This is a genomic window from Phytohabitans aurantiacus, assembly GCF_027923225.1.
In the GTDB taxonomy this organism is placed as follows: domain Bacteria; phylum Actinomycetota; class Actinomycetes; order Mycobacteriales; family Micromonosporaceae; genus Phytohabitans; species Phytohabitans aurantiacus.
The window spans coordinates 1-16,292 of record NZ_BSDI01000018.1; the positions used below are offsets into that span (position 1 = coordinate 1).

A 16,292-nucleotide genomic window follows, 5' to 3' on the forward strand; every position below is an offset into this window, starting at 1 on the left:
CTGGCCGACGACCCGCTTGTGCAGCTCGTCTTCCATCCGCAGCAGCCGGGACGTCTCCTCCTCGGTCAGCTTGTAGACCGGGATGCCGGTCCAGGAACCGAGAACGAGTGCGATCTGCTCCTCGTCGACCACACCGACACCGTCCAGGACGCGCATCCGCGCGCCCGCCTCGTCGATCAGGTCGATCGCCTTGTCCGGCAGGTGCCGGTCGGAAAGGTACCGGTCGGCGAGGGTCACCGCAGCGACGACCGCCGAGTCCGAAATGGACACGCGATGGTGCTTCTCGTACCGGCCGCGTAAACCCTTGAGCATCTCGACGGCCTGCGCGTGTGTCGGCTCGTCGACCTGGACCGGCTGGAAGCGGCGGGCGAGCGCGCCGTCTTTCTCGAAGTACTTGCGGTATTCGTCGAGGGTGGTCGCGCCGATCGTCTGCAGCTCACCCCGGGCCAGCATCGGCTTGAGGATGCTCGCGGCGTCGATCGCGCCCTCGGCGGCACCGGCGCCGACCAGGGTGTGGATCTCGTCGATGAACAGGATGATGTCGCCGCGCGTGCGGCACTCCTTGACGACCTTCCGCAGCCGCTCCTCGAAGTCACCCCGGTATCGGGAGCCGGCCACGAGACTGGCGAGGTCCAATGTGTACACCTGCTTGTGTCGCAGCGCCTCGGGCGCGGTGCCGTCCGCGATGCGTTGGCACAGTCCTTCGACGACGGCTGTCTTGCCGACGCCGGGCTCGCCTATCAGTACCGGATTGTTCTTCGTCAGGCAGGAAAGCACGACCATCACGCGCTGGATCTCGCGGTCGCGCCCGATGACGGGCGCGAGTTTGCCCTCGCGCGCCGCCCTGGTCAGGTTTTCGCCGTACTGGTCGAGCACCGTCGAAGAGACGGCGGGAACGGTCTCTTCGACGGGCGTGACGGACGGGTGACCGGAGAGTAGCTGGATGACCTGCTGGCGGACGCGAGCCCGGTCGGCGCCGAGCTTGACCAGCACCTGCGCCGCGACGCCCTCGCCTTCCCGGAGCAGTCCGAGCAGGATGTGTTCGGTGCCGATGTAGTTGTGCCCGAGCTGTAGCGATTCGCGCAGCGACAGCTCCAGCACCTTCTTGGCGCGCGGCGTGAACGGAACGTGCCCGCCCGGCCCCTGCTGACCCTGACCGATGATCTCTTCGACCTGCTGACGGACGCCCTCCAGGGAGACGCCGAGACTCTGCAGCGCCTTGGCGGCGACACCCTCACCCTCGTGGACGAGACCGAGCAGGATGTGTTCCGTGCCGATGTAGTGGTGATTGGCCATCCTGGCTTCTTCCTGAGCCAGCACGATGACCCGACGGGAACGGTCGGTGAAGCGTTCGAACACGACACTCACGCCTTCGCGGCAAGGCCCCACGCACCCCACCCGACAGGCGCACATGGGCGCACGACTACGGAGAAGGTGGCGTGCGCTGAGTCAAAGCCTCTTGGCGTCTGCGCGGGGCCCGCGTGGGGAGCCTCGCAACGCTCGTGCAGGCGCGGCTGCTGTTCTAGATTACAACGATGACCGGCACGAAGCACCGACGACCTGTCCCCGACAGGGCCCGCAGGCGTGCTGTCCGCGCTCTGGCCGCGCGGCTCGGCGTGCCGTATCTGGTCGCCGCACGCCTTATCGCGGGCCAGATCCCGCGTCCGGCGGCTGACCGGCGGCCCAGCTTTCCCACTGGGGGAGACGAGCACCGCGCATCCATGTTCGCCCTGCGCGAACACCGGCCGTTCCATGCCCGGGTCGGCGACTGTCGGCTCGCCGCTGACCTTCCGCTCGGTCGGGCGGCGCACCTGATCGAGCGGTTCCCGCCGTTGCGCTCCGCGACCGAAACGCTCTATGACGGCGACGGCCGCGAAACCACGCTCGCGATGCTCTACGCCGTGCTCGCGCACGAGTCGCCCGCGCTCGTGCCCGCCGCTGACGAGCTGGCCTGGGTCGCCGACCTCGGCGAGGCGGCCGCCGTCGACATCACCTGCGCCGCCCTCGACCGGGCCGCCCGGATGCTGCTCGACGACGGCGGGTGGCCACTGTGGACACGCGTAGAGGCCGCGCTGACGGCCGGCGAGGCCAGCTCCGACCGGCGGGTACGCGACGTGGCCGTCACGCTGGGCCGGGAGTTGCGGTCAGTGAGCCTTCGCGGCTCACTCGCCGGCGCGCGGCACATCCTCGACGCGCTGCTCGTCGAGGCGTACGAGGGTCACCCGCCGGGCGCGCGGGTCGTGCTGACGACCAGCGCCGCCGTGGGCACGGTGGTCGGCGTGCGGTGGCTTCAGAGCGGTCCACCCATCGGGTACGCCGTCCGCCTCGACACGGATCCGGTGGTGCACAACGTTTCCGCGGACGCTCTGACCGTCGCGCCCTAGGAGGTCGCCGACCTGTGGGTCGACGACCTCCGCCGGACGTACCGGTCAGCGGCCCGAGATCCAGGCGGTGACCACGTTCGAGGGCCATTGGTTCGCGCCGTTGGCGCCGTTGCGGGCGACGACCACGAACCGCAGCGTGTGGCCTTCAGCGAAGTCGTAGTCGCACCACGTCCAGCCGTTCTGGGAGCCGTTCGCGTCGTGGCATTCGCCGCTGCGACCGTAGTCCGTGTTCCAGATGACCACGGCGCGCATACCGTCGGGGCGGATGTCCTGTACAGCGAACTTGTCGCCGTCGGAGTAGAAGCAAGCGTCGCCGGAGGGGTTGGCTGGCTGCGAGCAGAAGACCGTTGTGGCGGCGTGTGCCGGTGAGCCGATGCCGAAGAGCGCTCCGGCGACGGTTACCGACGTGAGGGTGATGGTGGCGAGCATTCGACGTTTCATATCTGGAACTCCTTCCACCGGTTACGTGAGATATATAGGCGTTGATGGAGATAGCGCCATGGGGTGGTCGGAGACTTGAGGGAATCTTGATTCTTCGAGGGTCAGAGGAGGAGGAGGAGGTGGTGGGGGTGCTCCACGTGGTCGGCGACGAAGCGGAGGAAGCCGCCCGCCACTCCGCCGTCGCAGACACGGTGGTCGAACGCCAGCGACAGCTGAGCGACGCTCCGCACGGCGAGTTGGCCGTCGACCACCCACGGGCGCTCCATGACGCGGCCCACGCCGAGCAGGGCCGCCTCCGGATGGTTGATGATCGGCGTGGAGCCGTCCACTCCGAATACGCCGTAGTTGTTGAGCGTGAAGGTGCCGCCGGTGAGGTGGCCCGGTGCCAGCGTGCCCGCCCGTGCGGCCTCGGTGCGCTCGCGCAGCCGTTCCGCCAGCTCGGTCAGGGTGAGCCGGTGTGCGTCGTGGACGACGGGTACGACCAGGCCGCGGTCGGTCTGCGCGGCGAAGCCCAGGTTGACGTGCGGCAGCTGGACGATCTCCGCACGGACGGTGTCCACATAGGAGTTGAGCTCCGGAAACCGCTGGAGTCCGGCGACGCAGATGCGGGCCAGCAGGGCGAGTAGGCCGATGGGGGCGGTGGCCGCCTGGTTCAGCTCGCGGCGCAGCGCGACGAGGGCGGTGGCGTCGACATCGACCCATGTGGTGGCGTCGGGGATCTCGGTGCGGCTGCGCACGAGCTTGTCGGCGATGCTGCGGCGTACCCCGCGCAGGGGGATGCGCGTCGCGCCCTCGACCGGTCGTGACTCTACTGTTGACCGCTGGGCCGCGATGGCCGCCTCGACGTCGCGGCGCAGCACGATCCCGCCCCGGCCGCTCGGCGCCAGCGCGGCGACGTCGATGCCGTGCGACTTGGCCAGGCGCCGCACGACGGGCGAGATGACCCGGGGCGCGACCGCCTCGGCGGGCCTGCGACGGCGCCGGGACGGCTTGGCGTGCGCGCCACCGGTGCCGTATCCGATGAGGACGTTGCCGGAGCCCGCCGGCTCCTCCGGCGCCGCTGCCGGCCCGCCCACCGCTGCCGGCCCGCCGGAGACCGCGATCAGCGGGGCGCCGACCGCGACCACCGAGCCGGGCTGGGCGTACAGCTCGACGACAGTGCCGGCGACCGGGATGGGTACCTCCACGGCGGCTTTGGCGGTCTCGACGTCGACGACGATCTGGTCGACCGCGACGGTGTCACCGGTGGCGACCCGCCATTCGAGCACCTCCGCCTCGGTGAGTCCCTCGCCGAGGTCGGGCAGGTGGAAGACGGTGTTCATGCCGCCCCGCCGAGAGCCAGGAACCGCGGGTCGGGTTCGTCGTCCCGTTGCAGGCGGTCGAGCGCGTCGAGCACCCGGTCGACGCCCGGCAGGTGGTGGTGCTCCAGCATCGGCGGCGGATAGGGCACGTCGAAGCCGCTGACCCGCAGCACAGGTGCGTGCAGGCTGTGGAAGCAGCGCTCCTGCACCCGGGCGGCCACTTCGGCGCCGACACCGGCGAACCCGGGAGCCTCCTGTATCACCACGCACCGGCCGGTGCGGCGCACCGAGGCGGTCACCGTCTCGTCGTCGAACGGCACGATCGTGCGCAGGTCGACGACCTCCAGGTCCCAGCCCTCACCGGCGGCCGCCTCCGCCGCCGCGAGCGCCACCGGTACCGCCGGCCCGTACGCCACCACGGTGGCGTCGCGCCCCGCACGGCGCACCACGGCCCGCCCGAACGGCTCCGTCCGCAAGGGAGTGTCGACATCGGACTTCGACCAGTACAGCTTCTTCGGCTCCAGGAACACGACCGGGTCGGGATCCTCGATGGCCTCCCGCAGCAGCGAGTACGCGTCAGCCACGGTCGCGGGCGTGACCACCTTGAGCCCGGGCGTGTGCGCGTAGTACGCCTCACTGGAGTCGCAGTGGTGCTCGACGCCCCCGATCCCGCCCGCGTAGGGGATCCGGATGACAAGCGGCAGGCTCAGCCGGCCCCGCGTGCGGTTCCTCAGCTTCGCCACGTGCGAGACGATCTGCTCGAACGCGGGGTACGCGAACGCGTCGAACTGCATCTCGACGACCGGCCGGAACCCGCCCATCGCCATGCCGACCGCGAAACCCACGATGCCGGCCTCCGCGAGCGGGGTGTCGAAGCACCGCTCGTCGCCGAACTTGTCGGTCAGCCCGTCGGTGACCCGGAAAACGCCACCGAGGGCGCCGACGTCCTCGCCGAACACGACCACCCGGTCGTCGTCGTGGAGGGCGTCGCGCAATGCCGTGTTGAGCGCCTGTGCCATCGTGATCGGTGCCATCAGCGCGCCTCCACCAGTTCCTCCAGCAGGCCGGCGCGCTGTTCCCGCAGTTGCGGCGTCGGCTCGGCGTACACGTGGTCGAACAGGTCGGTGGGTGTCAGAGGCGGGTCGGCGTTCATGCGGGTGCGCAGTGCGGCGGCGTACTCCTCGGCCTCGGCGGCCACCTCGGCGACGACGGTATCGGTGAGCGCACCGCGCCCGCGCAGGTACGCCTCCAGCCTGGCGATCGGATCGCGCTGGCGCCACTGGTCGACCTCGGCCGTCGACCGGTACCGGCTCGCGTCGTCGGCGTTGGTGTGCGCGTCGATGCGATAGGTGTGCGCCTCGACGAGGAACGGCCCGTTGCCTGCGCGCGCATGGGCGGCGGCGGCTGACAGTACCGCCAGAACCGCCATCGGATCGTTGCCGTCGACCTGCTCGGCCGGGACGCCGTAGCCGATGCCCTTGTGTGCCAGCGAGGGCGCCGCGCTCTGCCGCGAAAGCGGCACGGAGATCGCGTAGTGGTTGTTCTGCACGAGAAAGACCACCGGCGCGCGGAACACGGCCGCGAAGTTCAGCGCCTCGTGGAAGTCACCCTCGCTGGTCGCGCCGTCGCCGATGAACGCCAGCGCGATCCGGCCGCTGCCCTTGCGGCGCTCGGCATACGCCAGGCCGGCGGCGTGGAGGGTCTGGGTGGCCAGCGGTGTGCACTGTGGAGCGACGTGGTGCTCGCCGGGGTCGTAGCCGCAGTGTGCGTCACCGCGCAGCAGCGACAGCACCTCGACGGGGTCGATGCCGCGTGAGACCAGTGCTACCGACTCGCGGTAGGTCGGGAAGAGCCAGTCGCCGCTGTCGAGCGCGAGCACCGCGCCGACCTGGCAGGCCTCCTGGCCGTGGCTGGACGGGTAGACGGCGAGCCGGCCCTGTTTGGTCAGCGCCGTGGCCTGGGTGTCGAACCGGCGCCCGACGACCATCTTCCGGTACGCCGACAGGAGTAGATCCTGATCCGGCTCCGGGTACGCCGGCCGGTCGGCCACGGGCGTGCCCGTCTCGGTGAGGAACCGCACCGGCTGCGTTGCCGGCAGGAGCTGTGCCATGCCACAACATGCTCCTGTTAGTCGGTCGAATGGCTCAACATCCTGGGTAAAGTGGGGACGATCGGATCTGTAGGAGACGTGCGGTGGACCATTTGTCAGGCGTTCCGCCGTTGTCGGGGCGTCCGGTGGGACGTTCGGCACCGGTGCTCGACGATGTCGACTGGGCGATCCTGCGCGAGCTGGCGGCCGACGGCCGGATGTCGGTGCGCACGCTCGCCGAGCGGGTGCGGGTCTCCCGCACCAACGCGTACGCCCGGGTGGAGCGGCTGTCGGCCGGTGGGGTCATCACCGGGTTCACCGCGCGCGTCGACCCGGCGCGGGCGGGGCTCGGCACCACGGCATACGTGCTGCTGAACATCGAGCAGAACGTCTGGGAGACGGTCTCGGACCAGCTACGCGACGTCCCGTACGTGCAGCACATGGCGCTCGTCGGCGGTGATGTCGACATCATGATGCTGGTGCGCACACCCGACAACGCGACGCTGCGTGACGTCGTCATCGCCGCTGTGCACGCGGTGCCGGGTGTGCGCACCACGCGCACCTGGCTGGTTTTCGAGGAGCTGGCTGGCCGGCGGCCGTTTGACTGACCGGTCACTCACCCCGCAGGCGGCTGCGGATGAAGTTTCCTGACTCGGTGAGCACCTCGGTGCCGGCGTACTCCGTGCCCTGGCAGGTGCCCTGCACGAACGCCGAGTTGCTTTCCCGGCCGTCCGAGTAGCTCCACATCGCGTACCCGATCTTGTGGCTCTTCAGCAGGTCGAGCCAGGCGGTCGCGCTCTCCAGGTCGTTGGCGCCGTCACCGGTGAAGGTCTGGGTGCCGAACTCGCTGACGAACAGCGGCAGGCTCGCCGCGGCCCGGTCGACGACCGCGCGCCGGTCGGCACCGTGCGAGGCGGCGTAGAAGTGGAATGTGTACATGATGTTCTCGGCGTCGACCGGGTCCTCGATGATTTCGGTCTCGTCCGCGCCGTCGGTCAGGCCCAACGAGGAGAAGCCGCGCGTGCCGACGAGCACCACGCCGTCCGGGTCGGCCGCGCGCACGACCGGGATGACCTGCTCGGCGTAGTTCTTGATGGTGTCCCAGCTGACGCCGTTGGGTTCGTTGGCGATTTCGTAGATGACGTTCGGCTTGTCGGCGTGTTCGGCAGCCACGTCGGCGAAGAAGCTTTGGGCGCGTTCGAGATTGAAGGTGGGGTCGCCCGGCGTGAGGATGTGGAAATCGATGATGGCGTAGAGACCCAGCGCGGTCGCGGTTTCGACCGCCTCGTTCACCTTGCCGGTGAAGCCGGCCGGGTCGGTCTCGAAGCCGCCCTCCTGCACGTACATGGAGATGCGCACGAAATCCGCCAGCCAGTCGTTGCGGAGCGCCTCCAGCGAGTCGGGGTTGAGGCAGTCCGGGAAGAACTGGATGCCGTGGCTGCTCATCCCGCGCAGCTGGATCGGCTCGCCCGCTTCGTTGCAGAGGTTGACTCCGCACACGCTCAGTTGCCCGTTGACGTCGACCGGTGAGCCCGCCGGCCCGGCGAAGGGCACGGCCGTGGTTTCGGGTGCGACCCAGTCGGAGGCGCCATTCGAATCGCCGGTCTCGGCGTTCGCGATGGGCAGCGCCGCCAAGCCGGCGGCGACGACTGCGGCGATGATGGCGGCTGCGGCGAAGGTGCGCGGTCGAGGCATGTCCATCCATACGTATCTCATGTCGTCGCAGTTCAGTTGGCAGGCGGCAACCCCTATATTGAGAGATCAGAGTCGATGGATTGGGGAGGTCCGATGCTCAGACGAAGAATCCTGGCCGCAGCACTGGGCGCCGCGGCGCTCGCGGCGGCTCAGCTCGTCGGTGCCACGCCGGCACAGGCGGCACCACGGGTCCTGTACTACGACGCCAGTCGCGCCGCGGAGTTCGTCGCCGTCGTACACCAGGGTGCGCAGAACTGGAACAACCGCGTCACCAACGTGCGCTTGGAGCCAGTGCCGGCCGGCCAGCGGGCAAACATCACCGTGTACGTCGACAACGGGTGGCCGCGCGCCTACACGCAGTCTCTCGGCAACGGGTACTGGTACATGGGTCGCCAGGCGGTCAACCAGGGCTACCACCCGCCACGCATCGCGGCACACGAGTTCGGCCACCTGCTCGGTCTGCCCGATAGGCGTACCGGGTTGTGTGCCGACCTGATGTCGGGCAGCAGCGCGGCGATCTCGTGCACCAACGCGTTCCCCAACGCGCAGGAGGCGTCACGGGTCAACAGCAACTTCGCGACCGCGCAGACCGCGGGGCCACGCGTCTACGAGTGGGTCACGGCCGGCGGCTAGCCCTTCAAGATTTCCTCAAGACGCCAGGCGGGCGCGGCCGGCCCGCCGGTGGCCACGGAAGACTCGATCACCATGAGGATTCTTGTCCGAGGACTTATGGCGGTCGCGGTCATGGTGGCCGCGCTGCTCGTGACGGCAGCCCCGGCACGAGCCGACGACTGCCCTTACCCCTGCTGGTGGACGGATACCAAAGCCGACGCTCCTTACAAGACCGCGGCGGGTTCGGCCTTTTTCGACTCGTACGGCGAACACCTGTACGCCTTTGACAACGACGCTGACTCTGCCGGGGTCCGCGTCCACTTCTCCGTGAACTACGGAGGCTGGCAGGAGCGAACCAACTCGAAGGGCAACAAGTCGCAGGCCGAGTGGAACCTCGAGTACGGGGAGAACCTCAGCTTCCGGTTCTTCGTCTGCATCTCGAACAACGGCACGAACATCGCGGGCACGTGTGGCCCTCTGATCTACGCCCACACGTGACAGGGCGCCCGGCGGCGTGACATCTGTCATCGCGCCGCCGGGCACCGCGCACGCCGATCGGTGTATCGCGGCACTACAGCGGTCCCGGTCGACGCCGAAGACTCGGTGTATGACGAATTCCGGCAGCGTGGTCGAGGCGTGCGAGCTCCGCCGACGCTACGAGGGCTACGAAGCGGTACGCGGAGTCTCCTTCCGGGTCGAGCGGGGCGAGCTGTTCGCGTTGCTGGGCACCAACGGCGCGGGCAAGACGTCCACATTGGAGCTGGTCGAAGGGCTCGGCCGGCCCAGCGGGGGCACGGTGCGCGTGCTGGGGCATGACCCGTACACCCAGCGGGCGAGGGTGCGACCGCGCGTGGGCGTGATGCTGCAGGAAGGTGGCTTTCCGCCGGACCTGACCGTCGCGGAGACCGCCGCGCTGTGGGGTGGCACGCTCACCAAACCACGCCCGGTCGCCGAGGCGCTCACGCTGGCCGGCCTGGACCACCGCGCGGGCGTACGCGTGAAGCAGCTGTCGGGCGGTGAGCGCCGGCGCCTCGATCTGGCGCTGGCGATACTCGGCAGGCCCGATGTGCTGTTTCTCGACGAGCCGACCACCGGGCTGGACCCCGAGAGCCGGCGTGACGCCTGGCGGCTGGTGCGCGACCTGCTGCGCGAGGGCGTCACCGTGCTGCTCACCACGCACTACCTGGAGGAGGCGCAGGAGCTCGCCGACCGCCTCGCCATCCTGCACCGCGGTCAGATCATGGCGGCGGGCACCCTCCACGAGGTCATCGCCGCGTATCCGGCGCGGATCCGGTTCACCCTGCCCGGCAACGTCTTCCCCGGCGACGTGCCGGCCCTGCCCGACTCCAGGCCCCCGGAGCGGGACGGACCGCGGCTCACCGTCCACACCAGAGCGCCGCAGCGGGCGCTGACGGTACTGCTGTGCTGGGCGGCCGAGCGCGGCGTCGCCCTTGGTGACCTGGACGCCAGGCCGGCGTCGCTGGAGGAGGCGTTCCTGGCGATCGCGGCGGCTGGAGGCGCACGATGAGCGCCGCGCGGCGGATCCGGGCGCTCGGCCGGGCCGAACTCACGTTGCTGCTGCGCAACCGCGCCGCGCTGTTCAGCGCGATCGTCCTGCCGCTCGCGATGGTCGCGGCGGTGTCCGGCGTACCCGTCGATCGGGGAGAACTGTCCACAATGGCCTTCCTCGTCACCGCGATGCTCGCCTTCGTCCTTCTCTCCGCCGTGTACTACAACCTGGTGACGGCCTACGTGTCGCGGCGCGAGGAACTGGTGCTGAAGCGGCTGCGAGCCGGGGAACTCACGGACGCGGAGATCCTCGCCGGTGTCGCGAGCCCAGCCGTCGCCGTCGCACTGGCCCAGTCGGTGCTGTTCGTCGCTGCCGGTGCGGTGTTTCTCGGGCTGCCCGCCCCGGTCAACGCCCCGCTTCTGCTGCTTGGTGTGGTGGGCGGCGTCGTGGTGTTCGTACTGCTCGCGGCGGCGTCGTCGGTCTTCACGCGTACGACGGAGCTGGCGCAGATCACGACCCTGCCCATCCTGCTGGGATGCCTGTTCGGGTCCGGGCTGATGGTGCCTCTGGAGGAGCTGCCCGACCCGGTAGCGGCGGCGCTGCGGGCGCTCCCACTGAGCCCGGTCGTCGAGCTGATGCGCCTGGGCTGGGTGGGCACCGCCGGCGAGCGCGCGCCTGAGGACTTCGCCGGAGCGTTCGGCCCGGCCGCTGTGCCGGTGCTGGTCCTGGTGGCCTGGCTGGCGGCCGGTGCGATGGCGATCCGATACCGGTTCCGGTGGGAGCCCCGGCGATAGCGAATGGCTGTTCAAGATTGCCTCAAGATGGTGAGCATCGATGGCCCGTTCGCCCGGGACCACGGGAGACTCCGTGGCCATGAGGATTATTATCCGAGGATTCGTGGCTTTCGCGGTCGCGATGGCCGCACTGCTCGCGATCGCCGCCCCCGCGCGGGCCGAAGGCTGCATGGGACCCTGTTGGGGGAAGGACACCCGCGCCGACGCGCCGTACACGGCCGGGGCCGGTTCGGCCCTCTTCTTCGCCGACGGTGAGTACATGTACGTCACCGACTGGCACAAGGACGGTGCCGGAGTCCGGGTCCACTTCTCGGTCAACTACGGCGCCTGGCAGGAGCGGACCAATACGAACGGTGCCCACAACCAGACCCTGTACAACCTCAGCTACGGGGAGAACCTCAGCTTCCGGTTCTTCGTCTGTCTTTCGAACAACGGCACGAACCTCGCGGGCACGTGCAGCACGATGGTCTACGCCCACACCTGACAGTGGCGCCTCCCTGGCTGCCACCCGGTACGGTGACGATCCGACGCTGGTGTGGTGGCCGGAGGTTGGCGGGTGATGGCGGTGTTGGGTTGGTGGCGCCGGCGCAGCCAGGCGGCCCGGTTCGACCTGAGCGTCCGATGGTCCTTCTACCTGAACTTCGCGTTCGTTCCGTTCCTGGTGGCCACCGGCCTCGCACCGGAGATCGGCGCGGCCGTGTGGCTCGTCCTCGCGCTCATCGCGGTCCACATGGTGCTGTGCGCTCTGATCGTGGGCGCCGGCCTTGACAACTACCTCGGGCGGAGGCCGCGACCGGCGGCGCTGATCGCTGCCACCGGCGCGTTGACGGTCGCGGCGAGTGTCGGCGGCTACCTCGCGTACCCGGACGTGTCGCCCGGCGACGACGGCGGGCCCGCCATGAGCATCCTGATGCTTCTGACCACCTGCTTCGTGGCCGCGCTCAGCACGGCCGTGCGCCCGCGGGTCACGGCGGTCGCGGCCATGGCCTCGTGCGCGGCGGCGTACGGGCTGTCGGTCCGCCAGGAAGCCCCGGCCCTCGACGCGGCCTTCGTGCTCGGGACGCTGCTCACCGTGGTGGCGTTCGCCGGGCGCGTCTCCGCCTGGATGCTCGGCCTGGTCTGGGAGCTGGACCGCGCGCGCGATGTCCAGGCGAACCTGGCGGTCACCGAGGAGCGGCTCCGCTTCGCCCGTGACCTGCACGACGTCGTCGGGCGTACCCTGTCGGCCATCGCGCTGAAGGCAGAGCTGGCGGCGCAGCTCGCGCGGCGCGGCCAGGAAACCGCCATCGACGAGATGCTCGACGTGCGCCGGGTCGCGCAGGAGTCGCTGACCGAGCTGCGCGGGGTGGTGGGCGGATACCGTTCGTCCAGTCTGGACGTCGAGTTGGCCGGCGCCCGCTCGCTGCTCGCCTCGGCGGGCATCGAATGCCGGATGATCGGGGAGAGCGGCGGGCTGCCGGAGTCGGTGCGGACGCCGCTGGGCTGGGCGGTGCGAGAGGGAGTGACCAACGTGCTGCGGCACAGCGACGCGCGAAACTGCACCATCGCCCTGCGGGGCGGCGCCAGCGGTACGGTCACTCTCACCATCGAAAACGACGGCGTGCGCGGCGAGCCGGCGCCCGACGGCGGCCGGGTCCGTTTCGGCGGCGGCCTGGTCGGCCTGGCGGAACGGGCTGCGGGCCTTGGTGGCACCGTCGTCGCCGACCGCTTTCGGGAGCGCTTCCGCCTCACGGTCGAGCTGCCCACGCACGCGGCGGCGGCCACCGAGGGGGCGCCGACGTGAGTCCACAGGGGATCCGCATCCTGCTCGCCGACGACGAGCACCTGATCCGGGGCGCGCTGGCCGCGTTGCTGGGCCTGGAGGAAGACCTGACGGTGGTGGCGCAGGCGGCCACCGGTGCCGAGGCGCTGTCGATGGCCCGCGCGCTGCGCCCAGATGTGGCCGTGCTCGACCTTCAGCTCCCGGACGTCGACGGGGTGCGGGTGGCGAAGACGCTCCATGCCGACGTGCCCGGATGCCGCACGATGATCGTTACCAGCCACGGCCTGCCCGGCCACCTCAAGCGGGCGCTCACCGCGGGCGTGCGCGGCTTCCTGCCCAAGACGGTCTCCGCGGAGACACTGGCCACCGTCGTCCGCACCGTCCACAGCGGCGGCAGGTACGTCGATCCGCAGTTGGCGGCCGAGGCGATCAGTGTGGGAGACAGCCCACTGACCGCGCGCGAGGCGCAGGTGCTGGAGCTGGCCGCGGATGGGTCGCCGGTGGAGGAGATCGCCCAGCGGGCGGCGCTGTCACCCGGCACCGTGCGCAACTACCTCTCGTCGGCCGTCGGCAAGCTCGGCGCCACCAATCGCCACGAGGCCGTCCGGGTCGCCCGCGGCTACGGGTGGATCTGACGAACGTCTGTGAGGAGATGGGCGACTTCCCGGGCCTCGGCGGAGTGAGGGTCGCGGCACAGGGCCAGGGCCTCGGTCCAGGCCGCCACGGCAGCGGCGCGGTCGCCGAGGCCGGCCCGCGCGCGCCCGATCTCGCGCAGCGCGCGGATGCGCCAGGTACGCGAACCGGTGGGCCCGATCAGCTCGGCGCAACGCGTGAAGTGGGCCAGCGCCTCCCGCCCTCGACCTTGACGGTGGCAGAGCTCGCCGAAGGCGTACGCCGTCAGCGCCTCGCCGAGCACGTCGCCAGAGCGCACGAAGCGGGTCAGGGCCATGGTGAGCGTCTCGGTGGCTTCCTCGAAGCGGCCCAGCGCCCCATACGCCTCGCCGAGCCGGCGCAGCGTCTTCCGCGCGCCACCGTCACAGTCGAAGTGGCGGGCCAGGGCCAGGCTCTCCTCGTAGTACCGGACGGCCGTCTCGACCTGACCGGTCTCGTAGTAGGCGATGCCGAGGCCGCGGAGCACCCACGCACGGTCGAGGCTGGCGCGCCCGGCGGTCAACTCCAGTGCCGCGGCGCTGACCGCGATGGCGTCCGCGTAGCGCCCGGCTTCGAGGTGCACGCTGCGCAGGACGAGCAGCGCGTACACGGCTCCGCCGCTGTCGCCGGCCGCGCGGAGCACGGACACGGCGCGGTCGAGTTCGGCGATGGTGTTTTCGTGGTCGCCGAGCGCGTGCCGGCAGGCCGCCCGTCCGGTCCGCGCGTACGCGGCCGCGTGCCGGTCGCCGGTCTGCTCGAAGTGGCGTGACAACTCCTCGAACTCGGAGAGCGCGGCACCGTAGCGGGCGCGATCGACGTCGAGTTCGGCCAGGATGAGCCGGCAGCGCATGCGTTGGTGTGCGTCACCGGCCGCCATGGCCGCCTGCTGCACGCGTACGACGTCGTCGTAGTAGCCGCGCGCCTTGAGGTACGCCGTCAGGTGGTACGCGAGTTCCACCGCGATGTCCGGGTGGCCCGTCTCCGCCGCCAGCCGCACGGCGGCGACCAGGTTGTGGCGTTCCGCCGCGAGCCACTCGTAGCCGGCGCCGCCGCACGCGGATGGGCCGGGCGGCGGCGCGAACGGGTGGGACAGGTCGCGCACCGCCGACCGGACCCGGTGCAGGCACTCGGCCACGAGGCGCCGCAGCGCCGTTCGCTGGTGCCGTTCGTCTTCCTCGACGCGGGCCCGGTCGCACGCGTACGCCCGCAACAGGTCGTGCATGCGGTATCGCGGCTCGCCCGCCGGGTTGGCTTCGCACGCGGTGAGCAGGCCCGCCACCACGAGCGCCTCGATCGCGGCATCGGTGACGTCGCGAGGCTGGCAGAGCAGCGCCTCGACCGACCACTCCGCGATGGTCTCGAAACCCGCTGGACCCAGGAGCCGGAAGGCGCGGCGTGCGGCCGCCGGCAGTGCGGCATAGCTGACCGCGAAGCTCGCCCGCACGCTGTGCTGGCCCGCGGACAGCTCGTCCAAGCGGTCGCTCGCGTCCGCCAGGCGATCCGCCAGCGCGCGCAGCGGCCAGGTGGGCCGGGCCGCGAGCCGCGCACCCGCGACGCGGATGGCGAGCGGCAACTGGCCGCAGGCGTCCAGAATGATTTCCGCGGACGCGCGGTCGTCTTCGACGCGCCGCCCGCCGGTCACCTGAGCCAGCAACCCGAACGCCTCGCAGCGGGTCAGCAGGTCCAGGGGCGTGGCTGTCGCCCCGTCGAGCACGAGGTGGTGCCGGGACGTGACGAGCACCGCGCTGTGCGCGGTGCCGGGCAGCAGGGGACGCACCTGCTCCTCGTCGGCGGCGTCATCGAGTACCAGCAGGATCGCGCGATCGGCCACTGTGGATCGGTACAGGGCGGTGCGTTCGGCGAGCGTTTCGGGTATGGCGGCCGGCTCGACGTGCAGCGATCGCAACAGTTCGGCCAGCAGGGTGCTCGGGTCACGCGGTGCGGGCGCGGCGCCGCCCAGGTCGAGAAACAGCTGGCCGTCGGGGTAGTGCGGGCGCAGCCGGTGCGCGACGCGGACGGCGAGCGTGCTCTTGCCGACGCCGGGTGTGCCGTGGACGGTCGCGATGGCGGGTGCGGCGCCACCACCGCGGCGCAGCACGGTGGCGGTCAGCGTGTCGAGCTCGCGTTCCCTGCCAACGAAGTCGGCGATGTCGGGCGGGAGCTGGCAGATCGCCGTCCACGCCGGTGACTCGGTCGCGTCGACGGTCGGCGCGTCGACCAGGAGCAGAGCCGGGTCCTGGCGCAGGATCCGCTGGTGCAGCGTGCGCAGCGGCTTGCCGGGTTCGCTGCCGAACTCCTCTCGCACGCGGGTGCGCGTGTCCGTGTACCAGGCGAGCGCCTCCGCGTGCCGCCCGCACCGATACAGCGCGAGCATGAGCTGCTCGACGAGGTTCTCCGCGAGCGGGAACCGTTCCGCGGCCGCTTCCAGATCGGCGGCGACCTCGGCGTGCCGTCCCAGCTCCAGGCCGCACTCACCAAGGGCGGCGAGCGCGGCGACGTGCTCGTCGCGCAGCTTGCGCCGGGTGCGTTCGGCCCAACCACCGGCCACACCAGACAGTGGCTGGCCCTGCCACAGCCCGACCACCTCCCGCCAGTGACGCGCGGCCGTGGTCACGTCACCCTGTGCGCGCGCCGCCCGCGCCTGCCCGGCCAGCAGCCGCGCGAACGACACGTCGACGTCGGTCGGGGCGATGTCCAGGACGTATCCGCTGCCACCGGCCCGGCGCAGCTCGACCTGTTCGTGAGTTCCCAGCGCCTGGCGCAGGCGGCTGACGTGTCCATAGAGGACGTTGCGCGCCTCGGCCGGGGCATCGGCTCCCCAGATCCGGTGCGCCAGCACGTCGATGCTGAGAACCGTGTTGGGCGCCAACGCGAGGCTGGCGAGCACGCACGCCTGTTTGGGCGTGCCGCCGCGCGACCAGCCTTGCTTGTGCGCCACTTCGACGGGCCCCAGGAGTTTGATCAACATCGATCATCCAACCGTCCGAATTGGTCACCGTCGCGATCGTATCCGCGCCGCCTCGACCTGCGCCGCAAGGCTTCCACAAGAAAGC

General features: G+C 70.7%; 16 protein-coding genes. 9 read left to right on the top strand and 7 right to left on the bottom strand.

Annotation, left to right across the window (positions count from 1 at the left end; translation table 11 throughout):
• A partial coding sequence (locus QMG73_RS19885) for a Clp protease N-terminal domain-containing protein (RefSeq protein ID WP_281898007.1) occupies positions 1–1,359 on the bottom strand: 1,359 nt, incomplete at its 3' end.
• Between the two features lie 176 nt (positions 1,360–1,535).
• Between QMG73_RS19885 and QMG73_RS19890 the strand changes: the two genes are divergently transcribed.
• Entirely contained in the window at positions 1,536–2,384 is an 849-nt protein-coding gene (locus QMG73_RS19890) for a hypothetical protein (RefSeq protein ID WP_281897806.1), read from the top strand.
• 45 nt (positions 2,385–2,429) lie between these two features.
• Here QMG73_RS19890 and QMG73_RS19895 read toward each other — a convergent pair whose 3' ends face one another.
• The 4 genes from QMG73_RS19895 to pdhA all read right to left on the bottom strand — a co-directional run bounded on the left by QMG73_RS19895 (position 2,430) and on the right by pdhA (position 6,236).
• Positions 2,430–2,825 (bottom strand): hypothetical protein, encoded by a 396-nt coding sequence (locus QMG73_RS19895; protein WP_281897808.1) that lies wholly within the window; start codon positions 2,823–2,825, stop codon positions 2,430–2,432.
• 101 nt (positions 2,826–2,926) lie between these two features.
• Positions 2,927–4,147 (bottom strand): dihydrolipoamide acetyltransferase family protein, encoded by a 1,221-nt coding sequence (locus QMG73_RS19900; RefSeq protein ID WP_281897810.1) that lies wholly within the window; start codon positions 4,145–4,147, stop codon positions 2,927–2,929.
• A complete protein-coding gene (locus tag QMG73_RS19905; RefSeq protein ID WP_281897812.1) occupies positions 4,144–5,160 on the bottom strand; it encodes an alpha-ketoacid dehydrogenase subunit beta in 1,017 nt (338 codons plus the stop codon). Before QMG73_RS19905 ends, QMG73_RS19900 begins: the two co-directional genes overlap by 4 nt.
• Positions 5,160–6,236, bottom strand: a complete 1,077-nt coding sequence (pdhA, locus tag QMG73_RS19910; protein ID WP_309299501.1) for a pyruvate dehydrogenase (acetyl-transferring) E1 component subunit alpha — start codon at positions 6,234–6,236, stop codon at positions 5,160–5,162. The genes QMG73_RS19905 and pdhA overlap by 1 nt, the downstream gene beginning before the upstream one ends.
• Before the next feature lie 83 nt (positions 6,237–6,319).
• Between pdhA and QMG73_RS19915 the strand changes: the two genes are divergently transcribed.
• Entirely contained in the window at positions 6,320–6,823 is a 504-nt protein-coding gene (locus QMG73_RS19915; protein WP_407676828.1) for an Lrp/AsnC family transcriptional regulator, read from the top strand.
• A 4-nt stretch (positions 6,824–6,827) separates the two neighbouring features.
• Here the strand turns inward: QMG73_RS19915 and QMG73_RS19920 are convergent, their stop codons facing one another.
• Positions 6,828–7,931 carry a glycoside hydrolase family 5 protein gene (locus QMG73_RS19920; RefSeq protein ID WP_281897816.1) on the bottom strand — a complete coding sequence of 368 codons (1,104 nt, stop codon included), beginning with the start codon at positions 7,929–7,931 and terminating at the stop codon, positions 6,828–6,830.
• 72 nt (positions 7,932–8,003) lie between these two features.
• On the opposite strand from QMG73_RS19920, the gene QMG73_RS19925 reads away from it, so the two are divergent.
• The 7 genes from QMG73_RS19925 (at position 8,004) to QMG73_RS19955 (ending at position 13,223) form a co-directional block, all read left to right on the top strand.
• Positions 8,004–8,543 carry a snapalysin family zinc-dependent metalloprotease gene (locus tag QMG73_RS19925; RefSeq protein WP_281897818.1) on the top strand — a complete coding sequence of 180 codons (540 nt, stop codon included), beginning with the start codon at positions 8,004–8,006 and terminating at the stop codon, positions 8,541–8,543.
• Between the two features lie 72 nt (positions 8,544–8,615).
• Entirely contained in the window at positions 8,616–9,020 is a 405-nt protein-coding gene (locus QMG73_RS19930; protein WP_281897821.1) for a hypothetical protein, read from the top strand.
• Positions 9,021–9,129: 109 nt separating this feature from the next.
• Positions 9,130–10,050 (top strand): ABC transporter ATP-binding protein, encoded by a 921-nt coding sequence (locus QMG73_RS19935; RefSeq protein WP_281897823.1) that lies wholly within the window; start codon positions 9,130–9,132, stop codon positions 10,048–10,050.
• Positions 10,047–10,826 (top strand): ABC transporter permease, encoded by a 780-nt coding sequence (locus QMG73_RS19940; RefSeq protein ID WP_281897825.1) that lies wholly within the window; start codon positions 10,047–10,049, stop codon positions 10,824–10,826. The genes QMG73_RS19935 and QMG73_RS19940 overlap by 4 nt, the downstream gene beginning before the upstream one ends.
• 103 nt (positions 10,827–10,929) lie before the next feature.
• Complete coding sequence (locus QMG73_RS19945) at positions 10,930–11,310, top strand: hypothetical protein (protein ID WP_281897827.1); 381 nt, start codon at positions 10,930–10,932, stop codon at positions 11,308–11,310.
• Between the two features lie 75 nt (positions 11,311–11,385).
• Complete coding sequence (locus tag QMG73_RS19950; protein ID WP_281898008.1) at positions 11,386–12,609, top strand: sensor histidine kinase; 1,224 nt, start codon at positions 11,386–11,388, stop codon at positions 12,607–12,609.
• Positions 12,606–13,223 carry a response regulator transcription factor gene (locus QMG73_RS19955; protein WP_281897829.1) on the top strand — a complete coding sequence of 206 codons (618 nt, stop codon included), beginning with the start codon at positions 12,606–12,608 and terminating at the stop codon, positions 13,221–13,223. Before QMG73_RS19950 ends, QMG73_RS19955 begins: the two co-directional genes overlap by 4 nt.
• Here QMG73_RS19955 and QMG73_RS19960 read toward each other — a convergent pair.
• A complete protein-coding gene (locus QMG73_RS19960; RefSeq protein ID WP_281897831.1) occupies positions 13,208–16,207 on the bottom strand; it encodes an AfsR/SARP family transcriptional regulator in 3,000 nt (999 codons plus the stop codon). The two genes, QMG73_RS19955 and QMG73_RS19960, sit on opposite strands and share 16 nt — an antisense overlap.
• Positions 16,208–16,292: the final 85 nt, after the last annotated feature.

Excerpts from the sequence above, each read along its gene's own strand:
- QMG73_RS19890 (WP_281897806.1), top strand. The coding sequence starts at position 1,536 with ATGACCGGCACGAAGCACCGACGACCTGTCCCCGACAGGGCCCGCAGG.
- QMG73_RS19895 (WP_281897808.1), bottom strand. The coding sequence starts at position 2,825 with ATGAAACGTCGAATGCTCGCCACCATCACCCTCACGTCGGTAACCGTC.
- QMG73_RS19900 (WP_281897810.1), bottom strand. The coding sequence starts at position 4,147 with ATGAACACCGTCTTCCACCTGCCCGACCTCGGCGAGGGACTCACCGAG.
- QMG73_RS19905 (WP_281897812.1), bottom strand. The coding sequence starts at position 5,160 with ATGGCACCGATCACGATGGCACAGGCGCTCAACACGGCATTGCGCGAC.
- pdhA (WP_309299501.1), bottom strand. The coding sequence starts at position 6,236 with ATGGCACAGCTCCTGCCGGCAACGCAGCCGGTGCGGTTCCTCACCGAG.
- QMG73_RS19920 (WP_281897816.1), bottom strand. The coding sequence starts at position 7,931 with ATGAGATACGTATGGATGGACATGCCTCGACCGCGCACCTTCGCCGCA.
- QMG73_RS19925 (WP_281897818.1), top strand. The coding sequence starts at position 8,004 with ATGCTCAGACGAAGAATCCTGGCCGCAGCACTGGGCGCCGCGGCGCTC.
- QMG73_RS19930 (WP_281897821.1), top strand. The coding sequence starts at position 8,616 with ATGAGGATTCTTGTCCGAGGACTTATGGCGGTCGCGGTCATGGTGGCC.
- QMG73_RS19935 (WP_281897823.1), top strand. The coding sequence starts at position 9,130 with ATGACGAATTCCGGCAGCGTGGTCGAGGCGTGCGAGCTCCGCCGACGC.
- QMG73_RS19940 (WP_281897825.1), top strand. The coding sequence starts at position 10,047 with ATGAGCGCCGCGCGGCGGATCCGGGCGCTCGGCCGGGCCGAACTCACG.
- QMG73_RS19950 (WP_281898008.1), top strand. The coding sequence starts at position 11,386 with ATGGCGGTGTTGGGTTGGTGGCGCCGGCGCAGCCAGGCGGCCCGGTTC.
- QMG73_RS19960 (WP_281897831.1), bottom strand. The coding sequence starts at position 16,207 with ATGTTGATCAAACTCCTGGGGCCCGTCGAAGTGGCGCACAAGCAAGGC.